Annotated in this window: 20 protein-coding genes and 2 tRNA genes; 11 read left to right on the forward strand and 11 right to left on the reverse strand. The window is 31.4% G+C overall.

The features are described 5' to 3' along the window. Positions 1 to 5: 5 nt before the first annotated feature. Positions 6 to 737 (reverse strand): biotin--[acetyl-CoA-carboxylase] ligase, encoded by a 732-nt coding sequence (locus tag RH98_RS11315; RefSeq protein WP_010254819.1) that lies wholly within the window; start codon positions 735 to 737, stop codon positions 6 to 8. Positions 738 to 838: 101 nt separating this feature from the next. On the opposite strand from RH98_RS11315, the gene rsfS reads away from it, so the two are divergent. The 7 genes from rsfS (at position 839) to RH98_RS11350 (ending at position 6391) form a co-directional block, all read left to right on the forward strand. Further along, positions 839 to 1210 carry a ribosome silencing factor gene (gene rsfS, locus RH98_RS11320; protein WP_010254821.1) on the forward strand — a complete coding sequence of 124 codons (372 nt, stop codon included), beginning with the start codon at positions 839 to 841 and terminating at the stop codon, positions 1208 to 1210. A gap of 15 nt (positions 1211 to 1225) precedes the next feature. Beyond that, the gene (ftsH, locus tag RH98_RS11325; RefSeq protein ID WP_010254823.1) at positions 1226 to 3190 is read left to right on the forward strand and encodes an ATP-dependent zinc metalloprotease FtsH; all 1965 of its coding nucleotides are present in this window, start codon (positions 1226 to 1228) and stop codon (positions 3188 to 3190) included. A 113-nt stretch (positions 3191 to 3303) separates the two neighbouring features. Beyond that, positions 3304 to 3915: an LUD domain-containing protein gene (locus RH98_RS11330; protein WP_010254826.1), complete on the forward strand. Its 612-nt coding sequence runs from the start codon at positions 3304 to 3306 to the stop codon at positions 3913 to 3915. 1 nt (position 3916) lies between these two features. After that, a complete protein-coding gene (locus tag RH98_RS11335; protein ID WP_010254828.1) occupies positions 3917 to 4705 on the forward strand; it encodes a phosphatidate cytidylyltransferase in 789 nt (262 codons plus the stop codon). Between the two features lie 2 nt (positions 4706 to 4707). Then, positions 4708 to 5355: a phosphatidylserine decarboxylase family protein gene (locus RH98_RS11340; RefSeq protein WP_010254829.1), complete on the forward strand. Its 648-nt coding sequence runs from the start codon at positions 4708 to 4710 to the stop codon at positions 5353 to 5355. Positions 5356 to 5358: 3 nt separating this feature from the next. Further along, entirely contained in the window at positions 5359 to 5640 is a 282-nt protein-coding gene (locus RH98_RS11345; protein ID WP_010254830.1) for an acyl-CoA-binding protein, read from the forward strand. After that, complete coding sequence (locus RH98_RS11350; RefSeq protein ID WP_010254831.1) at positions 5615 to 6391, forward strand: superoxide dismutase; 777 nt, start codon at positions 5615 to 5617, stop codon at positions 6389 to 6391. The genes RH98_RS11345 and RH98_RS11350 overlap by 26 nt, the downstream gene beginning before the upstream one ends. Before the next feature lie 40 nt (positions 6392 to 6431). Here the strand turns inward: RH98_RS11350 and dnaB are convergent, their stop codons facing one another. The 7 genes from dnaB to RH98_RS11385 all read right to left on the reverse strand — a co-directional run bounded on the left by dnaB (position 6432) and on the right by RH98_RS11385 (position 14512). Continuing rightward, positions 6432 to 7994 carry a replicative DNA helicase gene (gene dnaB / locus RH98_RS11355; protein ID WP_010254832.1) on the reverse strand — a complete coding sequence of 521 codons (1563 nt, stop codon included), beginning with the start codon at positions 7992 to 7994 and terminating at the stop codon, positions 6432 to 6434. A 136-nt stretch (positions 7995 to 8130) separates the two neighbouring features. Then, on the reverse strand, positions 8131 to 9084 hold the full coding sequence (locus RH98_RS11360; protein WP_010254833.1) for an acetyl-CoA carboxylase carboxyltransferase subunit alpha: 954 nt from the start codon (positions 9082 to 9084) through the stop codon (positions 8131 to 8133). A 63-nt stretch (positions 9085 to 9147) separates the two neighbouring features. Beyond that, on the reverse strand, positions 9148 to 10050 hold the full coding sequence (locus RH98_RS11365; RefSeq protein WP_010254834.1) for a DMT family transporter: 903 nt from the start codon (positions 10048 to 10050) through the stop codon (positions 9148 to 9150). Continuing rightward, on the reverse strand, positions 10037 to 11110 hold the full coding sequence (locus RH98_RS11370; protein WP_010254835.1) for an LptF/LptG family permease: 1074 nt from the start codon (positions 11108 to 11110) through the stop codon (positions 10037 to 10039). The genes RH98_RS11365 and RH98_RS11370 overlap by 14 nt, the downstream gene beginning before the upstream one ends. Before the next feature lie 37 nt (positions 11111 to 11147). After that, positions 11148 to 12278: a tRNA guanosine(34) transglycosylase Tgt gene (gene tgt, locus RH98_RS11375; protein ID WP_010254836.1), complete on the reverse strand. Its 1131-nt coding sequence runs from the start codon at positions 12276 to 12278 to the stop codon at positions 11148 to 11150. Positions 12279 to 12358: 80 nt separating this feature from the next. After that, complete coding sequence (locus RH98_RS11380; RefSeq protein WP_010254837.1) at positions 12359 to 13369, reverse strand: iron chelate uptake ABC transporter family permease subunit; 1011 nt, start codon at positions 13367 to 13369, stop codon at positions 12359 to 12361. Then, positions 13370 to 14512, reverse strand: coding sequence for an ABC transporter substrate-binding protein (locus tag RH98_RS11385; RefSeq protein ID WP_010254838.1), 1143 nt, complete (start codon positions 14510 to 14512; stop codon positions 13370 to 13372). 253 nt (positions 14513 to 14765) lie between these two features. Between RH98_RS11385 and RH98_RS11395 the strand changes: the two genes are divergently transcribed. The 3 genes from RH98_RS11395 (at position 14766) to RH98_RS11405 (ending at position 16422) form a co-directional block, all read left to right on the forward strand. Then, entirely contained in the window at positions 14766 to 15008 is a 243-nt protein-coding gene (locus RH98_RS11395; protein WP_010254840.1) for a hypothetical protein, read from the forward strand. Between the two features lie 4 nt (positions 15009 to 15012). Beyond that, positions 15013 to 15531 (forward strand): GFO_1090 family protein, encoded by a 519-nt coding sequence (locus RH98_RS11400; RefSeq protein WP_010254842.1) that lies wholly within the window; start codon positions 15013 to 15015, stop codon positions 15529 to 15531. Between the two features lie 201 nt (positions 15532 to 15732). Continuing rightward, the gene (locus RH98_RS11405) at positions 15733 to 16422 is read left to right on the forward strand and encodes a VOC family protein (RefSeq protein ID WP_010254844.1); all 690 of its coding nucleotides are present in this window, start codon (positions 15733 to 15735) and stop codon (positions 16420 to 16422) included. A gap of 484 nt (positions 16423 to 16906) precedes the next feature. Here RH98_RS11405 and RH98_RS15300 read toward each other — a convergent pair whose 3' ends face one another. Next, on the reverse strand, positions 16907 to 17776 hold the full coding sequence (locus RH98_RS15300) for a DUF3806 domain-containing protein (protein WP_010254846.1): 870 nt from the start codon (positions 17774 to 17776) through the stop codon (positions 16907 to 16909). Between the two features lie 155 nt (positions 17777 to 17931). After that, positions 17932 to 18004 (reverse strand) — tRNA-Lys (locus tag RH98_RS11415). 462 nt (positions 18005 to 18466) lie between these two features. Between RH98_RS11415 and RH98_RS11420 the strand changes: the two genes are divergently transcribed. Next, on the forward strand, positions 18467 to 18670 hold the full coding sequence (locus RH98_RS11420) for a hypothetical protein (protein ID WP_010254849.1): 204 nt from the start codon (positions 18467 to 18469) through the stop codon (positions 18668 to 18670). Between the two features lie 42 nt (positions 18671 to 18712). On the opposite strand, the gene RH98_RS11425 is transcribed toward RH98_RS11420, so the two are convergent. Beyond that, positions 18713 to 18794 (reverse strand) — tRNA-Leu (locus tag RH98_RS11425). Between the last annotated feature and the right edge of the window lie 114 nt (positions 18795 to 18908).

The following is an 18908-nucleotide window of genomic DNA, read 5'->3' on the forward strand; positions in this document are numbered from 1 at the left end:
TTTTTTTAATATAATAATTTGACTTCTTTTACACCAAACTCTTTTATGCTATCGTCTTCCAATTGAATCTGCAACTGTCCAAAACTAGAAACTCCTTTTATTATCCCCATAAATCGCTCTCCACTAGGAAGTTCAAAAACTGAGGCTACATCCAAGCGAAATAAGGCATCAAAATACTCTTTCCAAATTTGCTGCTTTTCACCTCTTTTTAAACGTTGACAATATAAATGTAATTCAAAAAGAATGTTCATTGCTATTTCTTCTTTATCCAACTCTTTATTAAGCAAGATGCTTAGAGAGGATGCTTGCTTATTATTTCCAAATTCTTTTTGATTGACATTTAAACCTATTCCTACAATTGACAAAACGTCGCCTTGCGCTTTTAATATATTTTCAATCAAAATACCACCAATTTTCTTATTCACTGCCAGAATGTCATTAGGCCATTTAATAGAAAAAGAAATATTATACATTTTTTTTAAGGCAGAATATACACTTAAAGCGACTACTATATTTAGATCAAACACTTCATCTGCTGCTTGCAAGAAATCTCTTATTAATACACTAAACGTTAGGTTCATACCCGGTTTTACTTCCCATACCGATCCTCTCTGACCGCGTCCTTGAAATTGATATTCAGCGATAACAACTGTAAAGTTTTCAAGATTACAACTTGTAGAAAGCTCTTTTAAATATGTATTTGTAGATGCTGTGGCATCGAGTTTGATAATATTCATAGAAAATTATTGTAGCCTAATATAAACTGATTCACTATATTTGAAGCCAAAATTAGATAACAAATATATTTAATCGCAAAAAAAATCATATAAAAAAATAAATGGCAGAGAAAAACATCAACAACGACGAATTAATTGCAAACATTATTAAAGGAATTGAAGCAGTAAAAGGAGAAAATATAAACATAGTAGATTTAAGAGCGATAGACAACACTCCTTGCGATTATTTTATTATCTGTGATGGAAATTCAAATACCCAAGTGAATGCCATTGCAGGATCAATACAAAAAGTTGTATCAAAAGAACTACACGATAAACCTTGGCATGTAGAAGGTGAAGTTAATGCAGAATGGATATTAATGGATTATGTTAATGTAGTAGTACATGTTTTCCAAAAACAAATACGCGAATACTATAACATTGAAAATCTATGGGGAGACGCAAAAATCACAACTATTGCTAGCCAATACTAATTAAAATTATTTTTCATGGCAGGAAATATGAAACCAAACCCAAATAAATCAAAGTTTAATCCATGGTTGCTATACGGTAGTATTATAGTAATTATTCTAGTGGTGCAACTTTTGACAAATGGGAGTAATTTTGGAGACTCAAGACAATTATCTCTTTCAAAATTATATGAATATCTAGATAAAGGTATTGTAGAAAAAGTAGAATTTAATCGTTCTGCGGCTAAAGTATATTTAACTGAAGATGCTCTAAAAAGCCCAGAATTTGAAGAATTAAAAAGCAAGTCAATATTAGGACGTGATAATTCAGGTCCACAATACGTGACTGACATAGGAAACTCAGAAATATTTCAAAAGAAATTAGATGAAGCTTCACAGGCAGGTAAATTGGTAGAATATAAATCAGAACCAGATAGTAATTGGGGCGATTTAATTATTAGCTTTTTACCGATCATCATCATTATTGGATTCTGGTTATTCATGATGAGAAGAATGACTGGTGGTGGTGCTGGAGGTGGCGGTGGCCAAATATTCTCTATCGGGAAATCAAAAGCTAAATTATTTGATGAAAAAAATGATATCAAAATAAGCTTTAAAGATGTTGCTGGATTAGAAGGTGCTAAAGAAGAAATCGTAGAGATTGTAGAATTCTTAAAGAACCCTGAAAAATATACTTCTATTGGTGGAAAAATACCAAAAGGGGCATTACTAGTAGGACCTCCAGGAACTGGTAAAACTTTACTTGCAAAAGCAGTTGCAGGAGAAGCGAAAGTACCATTCTTTTCTTTGTCTGGTTCTGACTTCGTAGAAATGTTTGTAGGTGTTGGTGCATCTCGAGTACGTGACTTATTCAAACAGGCTAAAGAAAAATCACCTTCAATTATCTTTATTGATGAGATTGATGCTGTAGGTAGAGCTCGTGGTAAAAGTAATTTCTCTGGTTCAAATGACGAAAGAGAAAATACATTGAACCAATTGCTAACAGAAATGGATGGTTTTGGTTCTAATACAAATGTTATTGTATTAGCTGCTACTAACCGCGCTGAGATTTTAGATAAAGCTCTTTTACGTGCTGGACGTTTTGACAGACAAATTTATGTTGACTTACCAGACGTTAAAGAACGTGAGGCTATATTTAAAGTTCACTTAAGAAATATTAAAAAAGTTGATAATCTAGATATTGATTTTCTAGCTAAACAAACTCCTGGATTCTCTGGAGCAGACATCGCAAATGTTTGTAACGAAGCTGCATTAACAGCTGCAAGAAAAGAGAAAAAAGAAGTAGATATGCAAGACTTCTTAGATGCTGTAGATAGAATCATAGGTGGTCTAGAGAAAAAGAATAAAATTATCACTCCTGAAGAGAAATATGCAATTGCAATTCACGAGGCAGGGCATGCTACTGTAAGTTGGATATGTGAACATGCTGCTCCATTAGTAAAAGTAACTATTGTCCCTAGAGGTCAAAGTTTAGGAGCTGCGTGGTATCTACCTGCAGAAAGACAAATTGTACGCACTGAGCAGATGCTAGACGAAATGTGTGCTACGATGGGTGGTAGAGCTGCTGAAAAAGTAATCTTTGATAAAATTTCGACAGGTGCTTTAAGTGACTTAGAAAAAGTTACTAAACAAGCTAAAGCAATGGTTACAGTTTATGGATTAAATGAAAAGTTAGGTAATATTACTTACTATGATTCATCTGGACAAAGTGAATACAACTTTGGCAAACCATACTCAGAAGAAACAGCTAAAATAATTGATGATGAAATATCTAAATTAATTGAAGGTCAATATCAAAGAGCAATCGATATTCTTTCAGAAAATAGAGATAAATTAATCCAATTAGCTGATTTACTTTGTGAAAAAGAAGTTATCTTCAAACAAGATTTAGAAAATATCTTTGGAAAAAGACCATTTGACAAAGAGGACATTCTAGAGAATGAAGATAATCAAACTGATAAAACTAGTGAGGCTCAAGCATAAAACGCATTAAAGCCCCGAAAACATTAAAAAACTTAACTTAAAGCAAGCTTTAAGTTAAGTTTTTTTTTATCTTTGAATACTAGTAATTAATTATTTTACAGCGATACTATCGTATGAGTTTTTTAAAGAAGTTATTTAAAGTTTTTGAAGCCCCTACTCCAGAAGAAGAAAAATCTACTGAAGAAAGAAGTCAATACCTTCCGGAAAAACTACTACCCGTAGATGAGCAATTTACCGTCAATTTTAAAAACAATGGTGGTAAATTTTTATACTGCGATTCAGAAGATGAATTGTCAGAAACTTTTGTAAATATATTATTAGAAAACGATTGGTTTGAGAAAGAGGCTTTAACCTTTGAACCTTCGTTACATTCCCTTTTAGAAGACAATAATGTTTTATATCAAAACATTTCAAAACCTACATTTTTTATATCTACCTGCGAAAATTTAATAGCTGACGATGGAGCAATTCTTTTTTCAGCTAAACAAATTAAAGATAATAAAGCAAATCACTTACCAGTAAACATGATTATTGTAGCTAGAACTAGTCAAATTACAAGATCTAAAAGTGATGGTTTGAGAGAAATTAAAAGAAAATATGGAAGTTGCCTTCCTAGTAATATTACTGCTTTTAATTGCTTTAAACCATTTGCTGAAGAAAGTGACTTCTTAAGCTATGGAAGAACTCCTAAGAATTTATATTTATTATTATTAGAAGATTTATAACATGTCTGAAACGATTACTCGTACTATCTCAGGAGTCGTATTTATTGCACTTTTAATTGGTGCTACATTATACTCTCAACTTTCTTTTGAAATTCTTTTTAGTTTTTTTTTATTGACAGCTTCATATGAATTTTCAAAATTGATTAACCTACCCAAAACAGTTACTGTTGGATTTTCATTACTTGTCATAGCTTTATTGTTTTGGAATAAAGAGATTTTCCCTTCTATTAGTATTGCAATCTATGCAATCGCAGTATTACTAGCATTAATGTTAGAACTTTTCACAACCAAAAAGCCTAACCGTTCAGTAATTATTAAGGTTGTTATATTCCTCGGATATATAATAGCGCCTTTTATAACATTACTTTTTCTACCTATTAACCAAGGGCAATATACACCACAAATCATTATTGGGATGTTTATCTTAATATGGACAAACGATACATTTGCATATATTGTAGGTAAGAAATTTGGAAAAAATAAATTATTTGAACGCATCTCTCCCAAGAAAACAATTGAAGGTTTTTTAGGAGGTATAGTCTTCTGTATCATAGCAGGAATAATACTCAGTCAATATTTTACATTTTTTTCTATTAAAATATGGATTAGTAGTGCTATTTTTGTCGGAATTTTTGGCACGGTTGGTGATTTAATAGAATCGCATTTTAAAAGAGAAGCTGGCGTTAAAGACAGCGGAACAATTATGCCAGGACACGGAGGGATACTAGATCGCTTAGATAGTGTTATCTTTGTAGCTCCATTTTTGTATATAATTTTTCAAATATTATAACTATGTTTCACAAAGAAGGAACTAAAATTATTTTCTTTTCACTAGTAATTACTGTAGCTTTAGTAGTAGCTGCAGATTTTATTAGTCTGTTTTGGCTTCAAAAGCTAATTCAATGCGCTGCATTAGTATTTCTAATTCTTATTTTACAGTTTTTCAGAAATCCTAATAGAAGTATAGCACCGAATAACGATACTATAGTAGCTCCTGTTGATGGGAAAGTTGTAGTAATTGAAGAAGTTTACGAACCTGAGTATTTTAAAGATAAAAGACTTATGGTTTCTATCTTTATGTCACCTATAAATGTTCACGTAACAAGATATGCGTTAAGTGGATTGATAAAATATAGTAAATACCATGCAGGTAAGTACCTAGTAGCTTGGCATCCTAAAGCTAGTGAAGAAAACGAACGTACTACTGTTGTAATCGACAACCCTGTATATGGCGAAGTGATGTACAGACAAATTGCTGGAGCTTTAGCAAAACGTATAGTAAATTATGCTAAAGTTGGCGATACTGCTATTCAAGGTGAAGACGCTGGATTTATAAAATTTGGATCTAGAGTTGATCTATACTTACCTCTTGGAACGAAAGTTGATGTAGTATTAAATCAAAAAGCAGTAGGTAATAAAACAGTAATCGTACACAAATAAGTGATGAACACTTTAGACAAAGAATTTCATGAAGCATATATACGTATTTCTAATGAAGCAATAAACCTTGCTCCAGATGTAATGCTACGCATATATGCTTATTATAAACAAGCAACAAATGGCTTAAGTCATAAAGACTTTGAAGAAATGTCAGGTAATTTAAAAAAAGCTTTTAAATTTAATGCTTGGACTCAAGTAAGTCATTTAACTATTACACAGGCTAAAGAGGAATATATCAAATTAGCGAAAACCATATTAGATGAAAATAATGATGAAGAACAGTAAATTTTTATTTTATATTCTTATCAGTTGTTTTGTTTTAGGTTGTAATAACAAAGAAAATTTAATCGAAGTAGAAATCCCTGAAAGGGAAGTATTTATTACTAAGACTAATGATTTTCCAGATCCTTCAACAATTAAAACAAAGCAAGGTCCTTTTGATTTACCAAATCCTCCAATTGGTTTTGAAGAATTAAAAGATTTATCTAAACCCCATGCCCTTTTTATTCATTATAGTGAAGTACATTTAAATTATGCAAATAATTTAAACACTGCTATCCACAACACTCCTTTTGAAAACGACACCATTATTGATATAATAAAAAAAATTGATAATAGAAATGCTGGTCTAAAGAATCTTGCAGGAGCATATTACAATCACATCCTATATTGGCAGTCAATTACATCAAATGAGAGTTCGCCAAACGATTTACTTTCTGAAGCTATTAAATCCTCTTTTGGGTCATTTAAAGAGTTAACGAATGAAATAATGACTAAAGCTATGGCTTTAGATGGATCAGGCTGGTTATGGCTTGTAATTAAGGGAAAAGATCTAGCAGTTGTAACTACTGCTAATAACGATACACCTAATATGTCTGATGTGCAATCTGGTGAACCATTATTAGTAATTGATTTGTGGGAACACGCTTACTTTCCAACCTACAATAATGATAAAAAGAAATATATCGAAAATAGCATAAAACATCTCAATTGGGATTTTGCAAATAAACAATATGCAAAAAAGGTCATGTATTAAACATGACCTTTTTTTATTCTCTATATTTCTTTCCTAATTTTTAAAATGGTACATCATCGTCATTAAATGAACTGTGATTTGTACTACTGCCAAATACTTGGTTAGCTGGTGGCAAATTAGTTGTAAAATTCTGACCACCCTCTCTCATTTCTTCATTCATCGCAGAAGTATACATCTCGTTACTAAATCCAATACGGTCATCCTCTAAGTTATCAAACTTACCAAATTGACCTAAGAATTTTAATCTAATATTATCTAAACCACCATTTCTGTGTTTAGCAATAATAAACTCTGCTTGTCCTTGAGTAGGACTTCTTTCTTCATCATCCCATTCTTCGATTTTATAATACTCTGGACGATAAATAAACGATACAATATCCGCATCCTGCTCTATCGCACCAGACTCCCTTAAATCCGATAATAATGGACGTTTAGAGGTCCCCCTTGTCTCTACTGCACGAGATAACTGAGAAAGTGCAATTACCGGCACGTCTAATTCTTTTGCTAAGGCTTTCAATGTTCGTGAAATAGTAGAAATCTCTTGCTCACGGTTACCTCCACCTTTTGAATTTCCTCCAGCAGTCATTAATTGCAAATAGTCAATAATGATTAATTTGATACCATGTTGTGAAGCAAGACGACGAGCTTTAGCACGCAAATCGAAAATAGATAAGGAAGGAGTATCATCAATAAACAATGGAGCTCTTTCTAGATCTTTTACCTTTACGTTTAATTGTTCCCATTCATGCTTTTCTAATTTACCTGTTCTTAACTTTTCAGACGTTAGCCCAGTCTCAGAAGAAATTAAACGAGTAATTAACTGTACAGAGGACATCTCCAATGAAAATATCGCTACACCAGCTCCTGCATCAATTGCAATATTTCTTGCCATTGAAAGTACGAAAGCGGTTTTCCCCATACCAGGACGTGCAGCTATAATAATTAAATCACTAGGCTGCCATCCAGAAGTCAAATCATCTAACTTATGAAAACCAGTAGGTAATCCACTTAATCCTTCTTTTGTACTGATCTCCTCAATTCTTTTCTTTGCTTGTGCAACTAAAGATTGAGCAGTTTCAGAACTCTTTTTAATATTACCTTGAGTTACCTCATATAAACGTGATTCTGCTTTGTCCAATAAATCAAACACATCGCTAGTCTCATCATATGCATCCTCAATGATTTCATTTGAAATACGTATTAAACTGCGTTGAATAAACTTTTGTAAAATAATACGTGAATGGAATTCAATATGTGCAGATGAAGTAATTTTCTGTGTAAGACTAACTAAATAATAATCTCCACCTACTAAATCTAACTTCCCATTTTTTCGCAATTGAGTAGAAACTGTTAGTAAATCTATTGGTTGATTACCCACAAATAATTGATCAATTGCTTCAAAAATATACTTATGCGCTTCTTTATAAAAAGCTTCTGGCTGCAAGATATCAATTACCTCATCGATACCTTTCTTATCAATCATCATTGCCCCCAATACAGCTTCTTCCAAGTCCACTGCTTGTGGTGGTAGTTTACCTCTTTCAAGAGATACAACTTCTCTCGAAAAAGACTTCATTGGTCGTATATCTTTTGCTTGTTCCATATTGCGAAAATACATCTTTTTTGAAGATAACTAAATCAAATTTATCATCTCCTTTTGTTAATAAATCACATAAACTGTTTATAACAAAAAAATCCGAGATTCTATCTCGGATTCTAATCTTTAATAAAATAAGTGACTAGTCTTTATATTCACCCATTTCAAAATATTTCTCCATACGTTTGTCAATTAACTTATCTGTTGATAATTTCTTTAACTCACCATATGTTTTTAAAATATAATCTTTTACAGATTTAAATGTAGTCTCACGATCTGAATGCGCTCCACCTAGTGGCTCTGCAATAATATCATCAACTAATTTATTTTTCTTCATATCATATGAAGTCAATTTTAAAGCTTCAGCTGCTTGTTCTTTAAACTCCCAGCTTCTCCATAAAATAGAAGAACATGATTCAGGAGATATTACTGAATACCAAGTATTCTCAAGCATTGTTACTTTATCTCCTACTCCAATACCTAATGCACCTCCTGAAGCTCCTTCACCAATGATAATACAGATAATAGGAACTTTAATACGGAACATTTCATAAATATTTCTAGCGATAGCTTCACCTTGTCCTCTTTCTTCAGCTTCTAAACCAGGATATGCTCCAGGAGTATCTATAAGAGAAACAATTGGAATATTGAATTTCTCTGCCATTTGCATTAAACGCAAAGCTTTTCTATACCCTTCTGGATTAGCCATACCGAAGTTGCGATATTGTCTAGTTTTGGTATTAAAACCTTTTTGTTGTCCGATAAACATAAAACTTTGGTCACCGATCTTACCTAGTCCACCAATCATAGCTTTGTCATCTCTAACATTTCTATCACCAAATAATTCTAAGAAAGTATCTCCACATAGTGCCTTAATGTAATCCATTGTATAAGGTCTATTCGGATGTCTTGACAATTGAACTCTTTGCCAAGCAGTTAAGTTTTTATATATATCCTTCTTAGTTTCTATAAGCTTCTTCTCAATTTGCTTACAAGTTGAAGATACATCTACATCTGATTCCTCACCAATCAACGTACATTTTTTTAGTTGTTCTTCAAGTTCTTTAATTGGAAGTTCAAAATCTAAATATTCCATTTATGAATAGGTTTTAGTTTCAATTACGAATTACAAAGATAGAAGATTCCGTTAATAGATAAGCTATTTCACGGCAAGTTTTCTTCTTTTTCTATTTTTAACAATACCGTTTAATACAACAGTACTCAATATTAATAAGGCTCCTAAGTAAAATTGAGCATTCATCTTTTCACTATCTTTAAATAAAATTAAAGCTAGTAAAATACCATAAACTGGCTCTAAATTAATAGTTAGCATTACAGTATATGGACTTAATTCTCTTAAAATATAGACAGATCCTATAAAGGCAAAAGCAGTACAAAAAACTCCAAGAATAATTAACCAAAACAAATCACTTAATTCCAAAGCGAAAAAATCTTTTGTAAATCCTCCTGTAAATAGTAAGAAAATAGTCAGTATTAATAATCCCCCTAGCATTTCATAGAAAGTAATGACTGCAGCCTCGGTATGTTTTACAAGTTTTCCATTTATAATAGAGAATAGTGCAGATAAACAAGCTGCAGCTAAACCTAAGATAATCCCTTCAAAATAATCTACTTCTACACTAAAAATAATGCCTAGAGCACAAATAACAATTATCCCAAAAAAGACCTCATAAGAGTCTATTTTTCTCTTATAAAATATAGGTTCAAGTATAGAAGCAAAAAAAGCACCTGTTGATAAACAAGCGAGTGTCACCGAAATATTTGACACCTTGATTGCCCAAAAAAAAGTAAGCCAATGAAGCGCAATCACAACTCCCGCTGCCAAAAACTGTAAAAGCTTATTTCTAGTTACTTTCAAACTTTTTTTACGTACAACAAAAAAAAGTAGTAAAGTAATAAGGGCTATAAGTATTCTATACCAAACTAAAGGAAGGGCTTCTAAACTAATTAAATAACCCAATATTGCAGTAAACCCCCATATAAAAACAATTATATGAAGGTAAATATAACTCCTAAATTTATCTAACTTATCTGCGAGCATTTCTTAACAAATAAAGACCTAATATAGCAAATACAATATTCGGTATCCATACCGCTAATAAAGGTGGCATACTTGATGCTTCAGCTAATACACCAAAAATCTTATCAAAAAATACATAAATAAAAGCTAAGGCAATACCTATTGCTAAGTTGACCCCCATACCTCCTCTTCTTTTCATAGAAGACACAGATACAGCTATCAGTGTTAGAATAAAAGCAGAAATAGGAATACTAAACTTTTTATACAATACAACTAAGTACACATTAATATTAGAAGATCCACGCATTTGCTCTTTCTCTATAAAAGCTCTTAATTGCTTTAATGGCATTGTTTCAGCAGCATAGACTACAGGTGTTAAATCATCTAAATCAAAATCCAACTTCATATCTTTTCGCTCAGCAGTCTCTATGATATCTCCATCTTCACCTATATCTCTTCTATAATAATTATGTAAGGTATAAGTTTCTTCTTCTGGGTTCCACTCTATTCTTCGAGCTTCTATCTTTGTCTTTAACTTATTACCATCCATCTCTTCCATCAAAAAGTTATATCCTGTTTTTGATCCAAAAGAGAAACTACTCACATAAATAAATTCAGTAGGACTAATCTGACGATAAACATTTTGAGATTCACGCACCTCATTTCTTGTCAAATATTTATATCTGAAATCATTGTATCCAGCACTAGCTTTGGGTACAATATAAACGGACATAAGCAGAGCAAATGCAGATACTAATGTAGCACCAATGATATATGGACGTAAAAATCGCGTAAATGAAATACCTGAACTTAATATTGCCACGATTTCTGTATTATTTGCTAATTTGGAAGTAAACCAAATGATAGAAATAAACAAAAATATTGGAAATAGCATGTTGGCAAAATAGATCGTGAAATCAAAATAATACAAAAGCACCGCAGATAAGGGTGCTTTGTTATTAAGTATTTTATTAATTTTTTCAGAGACATCAATAACAATTCCTATTGGTACAAATAGTAACAACATAACTGTAAAATTCACTAAATACCTTTTAAGAATATACCAATCTATAATTTTCATACTCTGTTACTTTATTGATGCTACGAAATTTTATATATTATAAACGTTGTCCTAGTTGTTTTACCATTCTATTTTTCCAGTCAGTAAAAGTACCAGCTAAAATTTGGCGACGTGCTTCACGTACTAACCATAAATAGAAACCTAAATTGTGAATAGTAGCTATTTGCTTACCTAATGATTCATTAGCTGCAAATAAGTGACGTAAATAGGCTTTAGAATAAGCAGTATCTACCCAAGTGTATCCATTTTCATCAATTGGTGAAAAGTCGTTTTCCCACTTTTTATTCTTCATATTCATAGTACCATTTGCAGTAAATAGCATTCCATTACGTGCATTACGCGTCGGCATAACACAGTCAAACATATCTACACCTAATGCTATATTTTCTAGAATATTAATAGGAGTCCCTACCCCCATTAAATAACGTGGCTTGTCTTTTGGAAGAATATTTGTTACCAAATCAGTCATTGCATACATTTCTTCTGCAGGCTCCCCTACAGATAATCCTCCGATAGCATTACCATCGGCACCAATATTTGCAATATACTCTGCTGATTGCTCTCTTAGATCTTTATAAGTACTTCCTTGTACTATAGGAAATAAACTTTGAGAGTAACCATACATCTCTGGTACTTTAGTTAAATGATCAACACAGCGGTCTAACCAACGGTGGGTACGATGCATTGAGCGTTTAGCATAGCGATAATCACATGGATAAGGAGTACACTCATCAAAAGCCATAATTATATCCGCACCAATTGTACGTTGAACTTCCATTACGCTCTCTGGTGAAAAGAAATGATAAGAACCATCGATATGCGATTTAAACTTCACACCTTCTTCCTTAATCTTTCTATTCGATGAAAGAGAGTAAACCTGAAATCCACCACTATCTGTCAAGATATTTCTATCCCAATTCATAAACTTGTGCAATCCTCCAGCTTCTTTAAGAATTTCCATTTTTGGTCTTAAATACAAGTGGTAAGTATTCCCTAAGATTATATCTGGGTTAATTTCTTCTTTTAATTCTCTCTGATGAACTCCCTTAACTGATGCAACAGTACCAACTGGCATAAAAATAGGCGTTTCAATCACACCATGATCTAATGTAATTTTTCCTGCTCGAGCACGTGATTGTGCATCGGTATGTAATAAATCGAACTTCATATTAATTATTTACAACTGGCAAAGATAAACCAAAACTGCGGATGCTAATATATTTTAAGTTTTTTTCGTTTTTTATAAGCTTAAATGCGATTGCGCAATAATAACCAAATAACAATAGGAGCACCAAATATTGAAGTAATCGCATTGATAGGTAATAGATATGTTTCACCATTTACTTGAGTTAATAAATCACAGCACAACATTAATATTGCGCCTATAAAACTACTACCTATAATCAATATCTTATGAGTACTTACTTTCAATAGCAGCCGAGTAATATGAGGTACCGCTAATCCTAAAAAAGCTATTGGTCCGACAAATGCAGTAGAAACTCCCGCTAATAAAGCTGTCACAATTATTATTTTATTTCTAGCACTTTTAATATTTACTCCCATTGATCGTGCATAATTATCACCCAGTAATAAAGCATCTAAGGTGCGCACTAAAAACAAACTCCCCATTACCCCTATTACTACAACTAAAGAAAAGATTCTTATGGTATCATATCCTACATTTCCAATACTCCCCATTGACCAAAATGTAAATCGTTTCAATTCTTCTGCTGTACTCCAATAGGTTAACACACTGATAATAGCATTTGAAAAACTACCAAACATCAATCCTACAATCAAAATTGTGACAGTATTCTTGACTTTGACAGAGACAGCTAAGATCAAAAATAAAAGTAGAAAACTACCTAATATGGCTACTATTGCCACTCCATATTTAGAGGTAAACATATCTATAATAACAGTAGGCAAAAAAGATGAGCCTAAAAATAAAATTGCCACTCCTAACCCTGCACCTGAACTAATTCCCAGAACATATGATTCGGCCATTGGGTTTCGAAAAAGAGTCTGCATCAATAAACCACTTACTGATAATGCTATCCCTACTAAAATGCAGACAATAGCTTTTGGCAATCGATAATGAAGAATAATATATTGCCAAGTTTCTCGACTGCTTTCTCCCCCCATTAAAATAGCTATCACATCCTTAAACGGGATGCGAATACTTCCAAATGAAATATTCAATAGAAAACAGAATAACAAACCTGTTATTAATAAAAAAATAAGCAATACTTTATTCATTTATTGCAATTGTTGATAAAATACGCGTTCATAATTAGGTAATAATTCAGGGTGCAAAATCGATACAATATCTTTCAATACTAAATCTGGTCGTGTAGGTCCTAATTCATAAAAGACAGTCCCTCCAGTTTCTCCCTTAGTAGGTGCAAATGAATAAACATTTCCTTTTTTAAAAGCTGTAAAATTTGCATAATGCTCATTTGCTTCTTTTAACTGCTTTAGGGATTCATAATGTCCTGGATTAATCCAGAAATCAGCATCTTTTCCCTTATCATATACCGCTTCAAAAGATAAAGCTAGACTACCTGTACCACTAGTATCTTTCCATATATAATCAGACACAGCATCTCTAAAATAAACAGCAGCCCAACTTTCACCTTGTGGCATATACCATACATCTTGATACATAACTCCACTTAAAATAGTTGGTTTATCTTTTGTATTTTCTACTAATGTCAGAACTTCGTTATAATCATCTGCTATCTGATTAAATAGTCGTTCTGCTTTTTCTTTTTTATCGTATAATGCTCCAAATAGTTTAATCCATTCAGCCTTACCCAAGGGACTTTGTTCTATCCAATCACCATTATAGACTACTGGAATACCACTTTTCTCAAGCGTGTGCAATGGCGTATTTTTATCATCCATAGCAAAAGCAACAATAACATTTGGATGCAAATCTAAAATCAACTCAGTATTCAGATTATCATTTTGCCCTAGTTCCTTAATATTTTTATTAGCTATTTGCTCACGTATCACTGGTGTAGAGACATAGTCTAATCCTGGAAATCCTATAAGTGATTTCACCTCATCGAGAAGCTCTATAGAAGGCAAATGGGTAGTAGATGTCACTACTATATTTTGAATAGGAACTTTTATAGCTGTATAATTTCGAAGAGAATCAGGTAAAGTACTTTCATTTTTATACAATACATAATCATACTCTTTAGTGCTATTTGCCCAAGGTTGAGTAATTTTGACTATAGTAAAATCACTGTAATCATACATTGAAAATCCTTTCGCATATTCAACTAAATTAACTCCTTTTGAAACTGTTTCCTGTGTTTTCTCTGTTGTTTTTTTACAAGAAAAAACAACAAAAAGCAACATTACACTTAAAATATAATATCCTTTATTTTTCATATCCTTAGAATGGTTAGTATCACAAAAATAGAACTATTTTAGAGATACATAAGATAAGAATGTTATTTTGTAAACAGCTAACTATTGCAAAAGAAGTTATAGCAATCCATCTACCTACTACCAATAAAAAACCACAACTTTCATTAAAAACATCTTATTATAATGAATGCAATAGAACATTTATTAAAAATAATACTACAAATCACAAAAATGTCTTTATTTTTATATTACTTTGTATCACTATAATTGCACTATGAAAAAAACAAATCAAAATAAAAAAATATTTATTACTGTATTAATAATTGGTTTAGGAACATTAATTGCTTTTACATTTTCACAAAAAGAAAATGAAAAGTCAACAACAAAAGATACAATTAATGAATATGGCTCTTTCTCTAATCCAGAAATAGCCTATAAAGAATGTCACAAGATTCTAAAAGATTTATCATTAAACCTTAATCAATCTTTAGAGTCTAATATAGACACAAAACACTAAGACTATGAAAAATATCATTCGTTTCGCTTTAATAGTAATATTTTCTGCTTTTTCAGTAACAAATATGAAAGCCCAAGATGAATTTTCAAAATTTGAAAAGGATAAACAAATCAATAGCGTCGTTGTCAACAAAAAAATGTTTGAAATGATGACTAATGTAAAAGTAGACCCTAAAAACGAGGAAGAAAAAGCTTATTTCGATCTAATAAAAAAACTAGATAATTTACGTGTTTTCAATACTTCTAATAGTACTAGTAAAGCACAATTGAAAGATGCTTTCACATCCTATCTCAACAAGGGTAAGTTCAAACAATTGTCTGAAAAGAAAACAGAAGGTGCTACTATAACTATCTACATAAATAAAGATGGTAGCGATAAATCAGTAAAAGAATTATTAATGTTCAATGAAGGCAATGGCACTAAGGAGAACATAATTTTGTTAATCAATGGAGACTTTGGACTAAATGAAGTTTCTGCATTAACAAAAAAAATGAACTTGCCAATTGGTGATTCCTTCAAATAAATAAGATACTCAACAGCCTTTATATAAATTATAAAGGCTGTTTTATTTAATAAATATAACTAGCATCATTCTTTAGTAAGTACACTGTAGTATTCCAAGTATAAATAAACTTTATAGCTCTATAAAAAACAAGTAAAGTCACACCCCCTATTAATTCAAAACTTAAGCTTATTTTAGATCATAATAAAAAAATATCTGATTATGAAAATTCAAGAGATTAAGCTATATACTACTGATATAAAGGAAACAAAAACTTTTTATACTTCACTATTAAATTTTAGTATTGTAAAAGAAGAAGCTACTTTACTAACACTGAAAGTCGGTGATAGTTTATTGACATTTATACAAACAGATACAGCAACAAACGTATATCATTTTGCTTTTAACATCGCTGTAAATCATCTCGAACAAGCTATTGCTTGGTCAAACAAACACCTTGAGCTATTAAAATCTCCAAGCAATACGATAATTACAGCTTTCGAAACATGGAATGCAGAGTCTATTTATTTTACAGATAACAATGGAAATATATTAGAGTTCATTGCTCGTTATGATTTAAACAATAGAAGTGAAAGAGCATTCACACCAAAAGAAGTACTAAACATTAGTGAAATTGGTATTGTGACTCCATCTCCTATCAAATTAGCAGAAGAGTTAATTGTTGTAAACGATCTAAAGTACTTTTCAAAAACTAAACCTACACCAGAATTTCTAGCATTGGGTGATGATGAAGGACTCCTAATTTTAGTTACTCCTAATAGAAAATGGTACCCTACAACTATAGAAGCGCTACCAACAAACCAAGAAATTACTCTTATAAACAATAATCAAGAAATTACACTTGACAGTAGCCATTGTATAGTAGAAACACAATTAGACATAATCTATTAACATCGCTTAAGCCTAACTAATTTCTATCCTTAGTATATAATAGAGATTGATTAGAAAATTAAATAAAAAATAGAAAACTAGAATTAATTTTTGATACAATAATATTGCTAGATTAACCTACTGCTCTATTCGTAAGGTCTTACACTATTCAGTAAACTGAATCACTGTAATAAAATAAATCTAATAGTAATTTTATAACAATTCATTCTGAAAAAGTATACAATTATAGCTATTAGACTGTATGCCTCCATAGTGAGTCCATGGTGAGTCCATAGTGTGTCTATTAAAACAAGGGAAATTAATAGACGCACTATGGATTTATCATTTAGTCATTTTCCTAACATCCCCTATTAAACTAGTCTGAGGGTAGACTTATTCTACTATGATTGCTCAGAATACTGATACAGATACAACTTTTAAGTAGTCACCAAAAATGACAAATCAACAATAAAGCTAAATAGTAAGTATTTCGTCAATCCTTTTTTTAATAATTATAGTCTAGTTCCTTATAATTTCCACTATTAGCTATATTTTCTATTTCAGAAAATATAGAATTGATTAACGCAGAAATAACAACTTCCTCTCCTGCCTCAATGCGCTTTAAAATCATTGTTATTGGAAACAGAGTAATAGTATAATTTTTATATTGTAATGCTAAATCTCTACCATAATTATCTCTAACAACTACCCATCGATAATCATTATTGATAAATTGGATAAAATCTCCAAATACAAAGCCTAGAGAAGACAATATACTTTCTTGATTAGACAAGTATCCTTTTTGATCTAAAACATCTTGTAGCAGTGTTAAAGTTGTATATGAGTTATGAAATTCATCAATTTCATCTTCATCAATCTTTAATACCTCACCTACTATATTATTTATCGTTATAATATCAGAGTATTTAGGTTCAAATATATTTGTAACATCTAGAGACAATTCCTCTATGGTTAAAATCATTTGCTCTACCTCACTATGTATAGACATTATACTATCTGCTTCTTCTAATGAAGTAGTAACGGAAAGAATTACAAAATTTCCCTTGACCCCTATTTCATAATAACAAATAGCTAAACCTTCTTCTAAAGAATCTTTTCTATAACAAAAATAACTTCGATCGCCATAATCCTTAACTTCATAACCTGCATTTAAGCCCTTTTCAATTACAGTTTGATAGGGTTGATCATTACTCCTAGCATCATCACTCTCGGTAGAAATGACACTAATTCTGATAATAGGTTCATTTTCTTGTTCTGTGTAAAGCACAACACTGTGCTCGCCTTCCCACTCAGAGAAATATTTACTAGGAACTTTTATAGCTTTACAGCCATCTCCAATTTCGATTAATTTCATATTATAAAGTAAGAGAATTATCTACATCAAATAATCGCTTGTTAGATTTGAAGTAAATACAATTTTAAAACTTGAAAGGTAAAATATTTAAGATAATTATGAAGTAAAAAAATCTTTTAAATAAAAAAAGTCACTAATTTCTTAGTGACTTTTTGTGACCCGACTGGGGCTCGAACCCAGGACCCCAACATTAAAAGTGTTGTGCTCTACCAACTGAGCTATCGAGTCTTGACAAACGTTATGTTGTTTCTCAAATGCTGTGCAAAGGTAGACTTTTTTTACTTGCGTCCAAACATCTTAGAACCTTTTTTCAAAATAATTTCACAGCAAAAAGCTAACTATTTCATTATAAAGATATAGCACAAATAAAAAAATATAAATAAGGAGCAACATATTTATTGCTTCTGCAAATAATAAAAAAATCAAAACAATTAGTTTTTATACATCATAAAAACACTCAATAACTTCAACACTCTTGGACATTATTACATACAAACTGACCTGAATATTCTTGAATACAACAGCGATGTGTTAAAATAAATATCATCAATTAATAAAGCACATCGTCATAAAAAACCTTAACTAATTACATTTCAGCAAATAGACAACAATAACCTATATGACAATTATCATTTTAAATGTTAAATAAATAAACTACCTTAGTATGAAAATAACAAAAATAAACTAGTTATGACATTACAAAACTTACCACTGTACAATTTCGGTAATGGTACATTTATGATCATTATCTTTGCATTAGTATGTGTAGGCTTAGTTGTTGCTCTTTTTATGTTTATGGGAGGGTCACCTAAATTACCAGACACTGATGATGAAACACAGCACGACAAGCAAAGCTCACCTCAAGATCAATTTGACAAAAAGGAAGAAAAGTAAAAAATAAGGGCTGTCTTTTTTAAGACAGCCCTTATTTTAAAGTGACCATGATCAGATTCGAACTGACACGTCTTGCGACACCACCCCCTCAAGATGGCGAGTCTACCAATTCCTCCACATGGCCAAAACACGCTAATTATCTCACTATACTATTATAATAGTATCTGTGCGAAAATAATCTTTTTTATTTTATGATACACAAACTGATATAAAATAAAAAAACTACTCATAAGAGTAG

Source organism: Myroides injenensis M09-0166 (genome assembly GCF_000246945.1).
In the GTDB taxonomy this organism is placed as follows: Bacteria; Bacteroidota; Bacteroidia; order Flavobacteriales; family Flavobacteriaceae; genus Flavobacterium; species Flavobacterium injenense.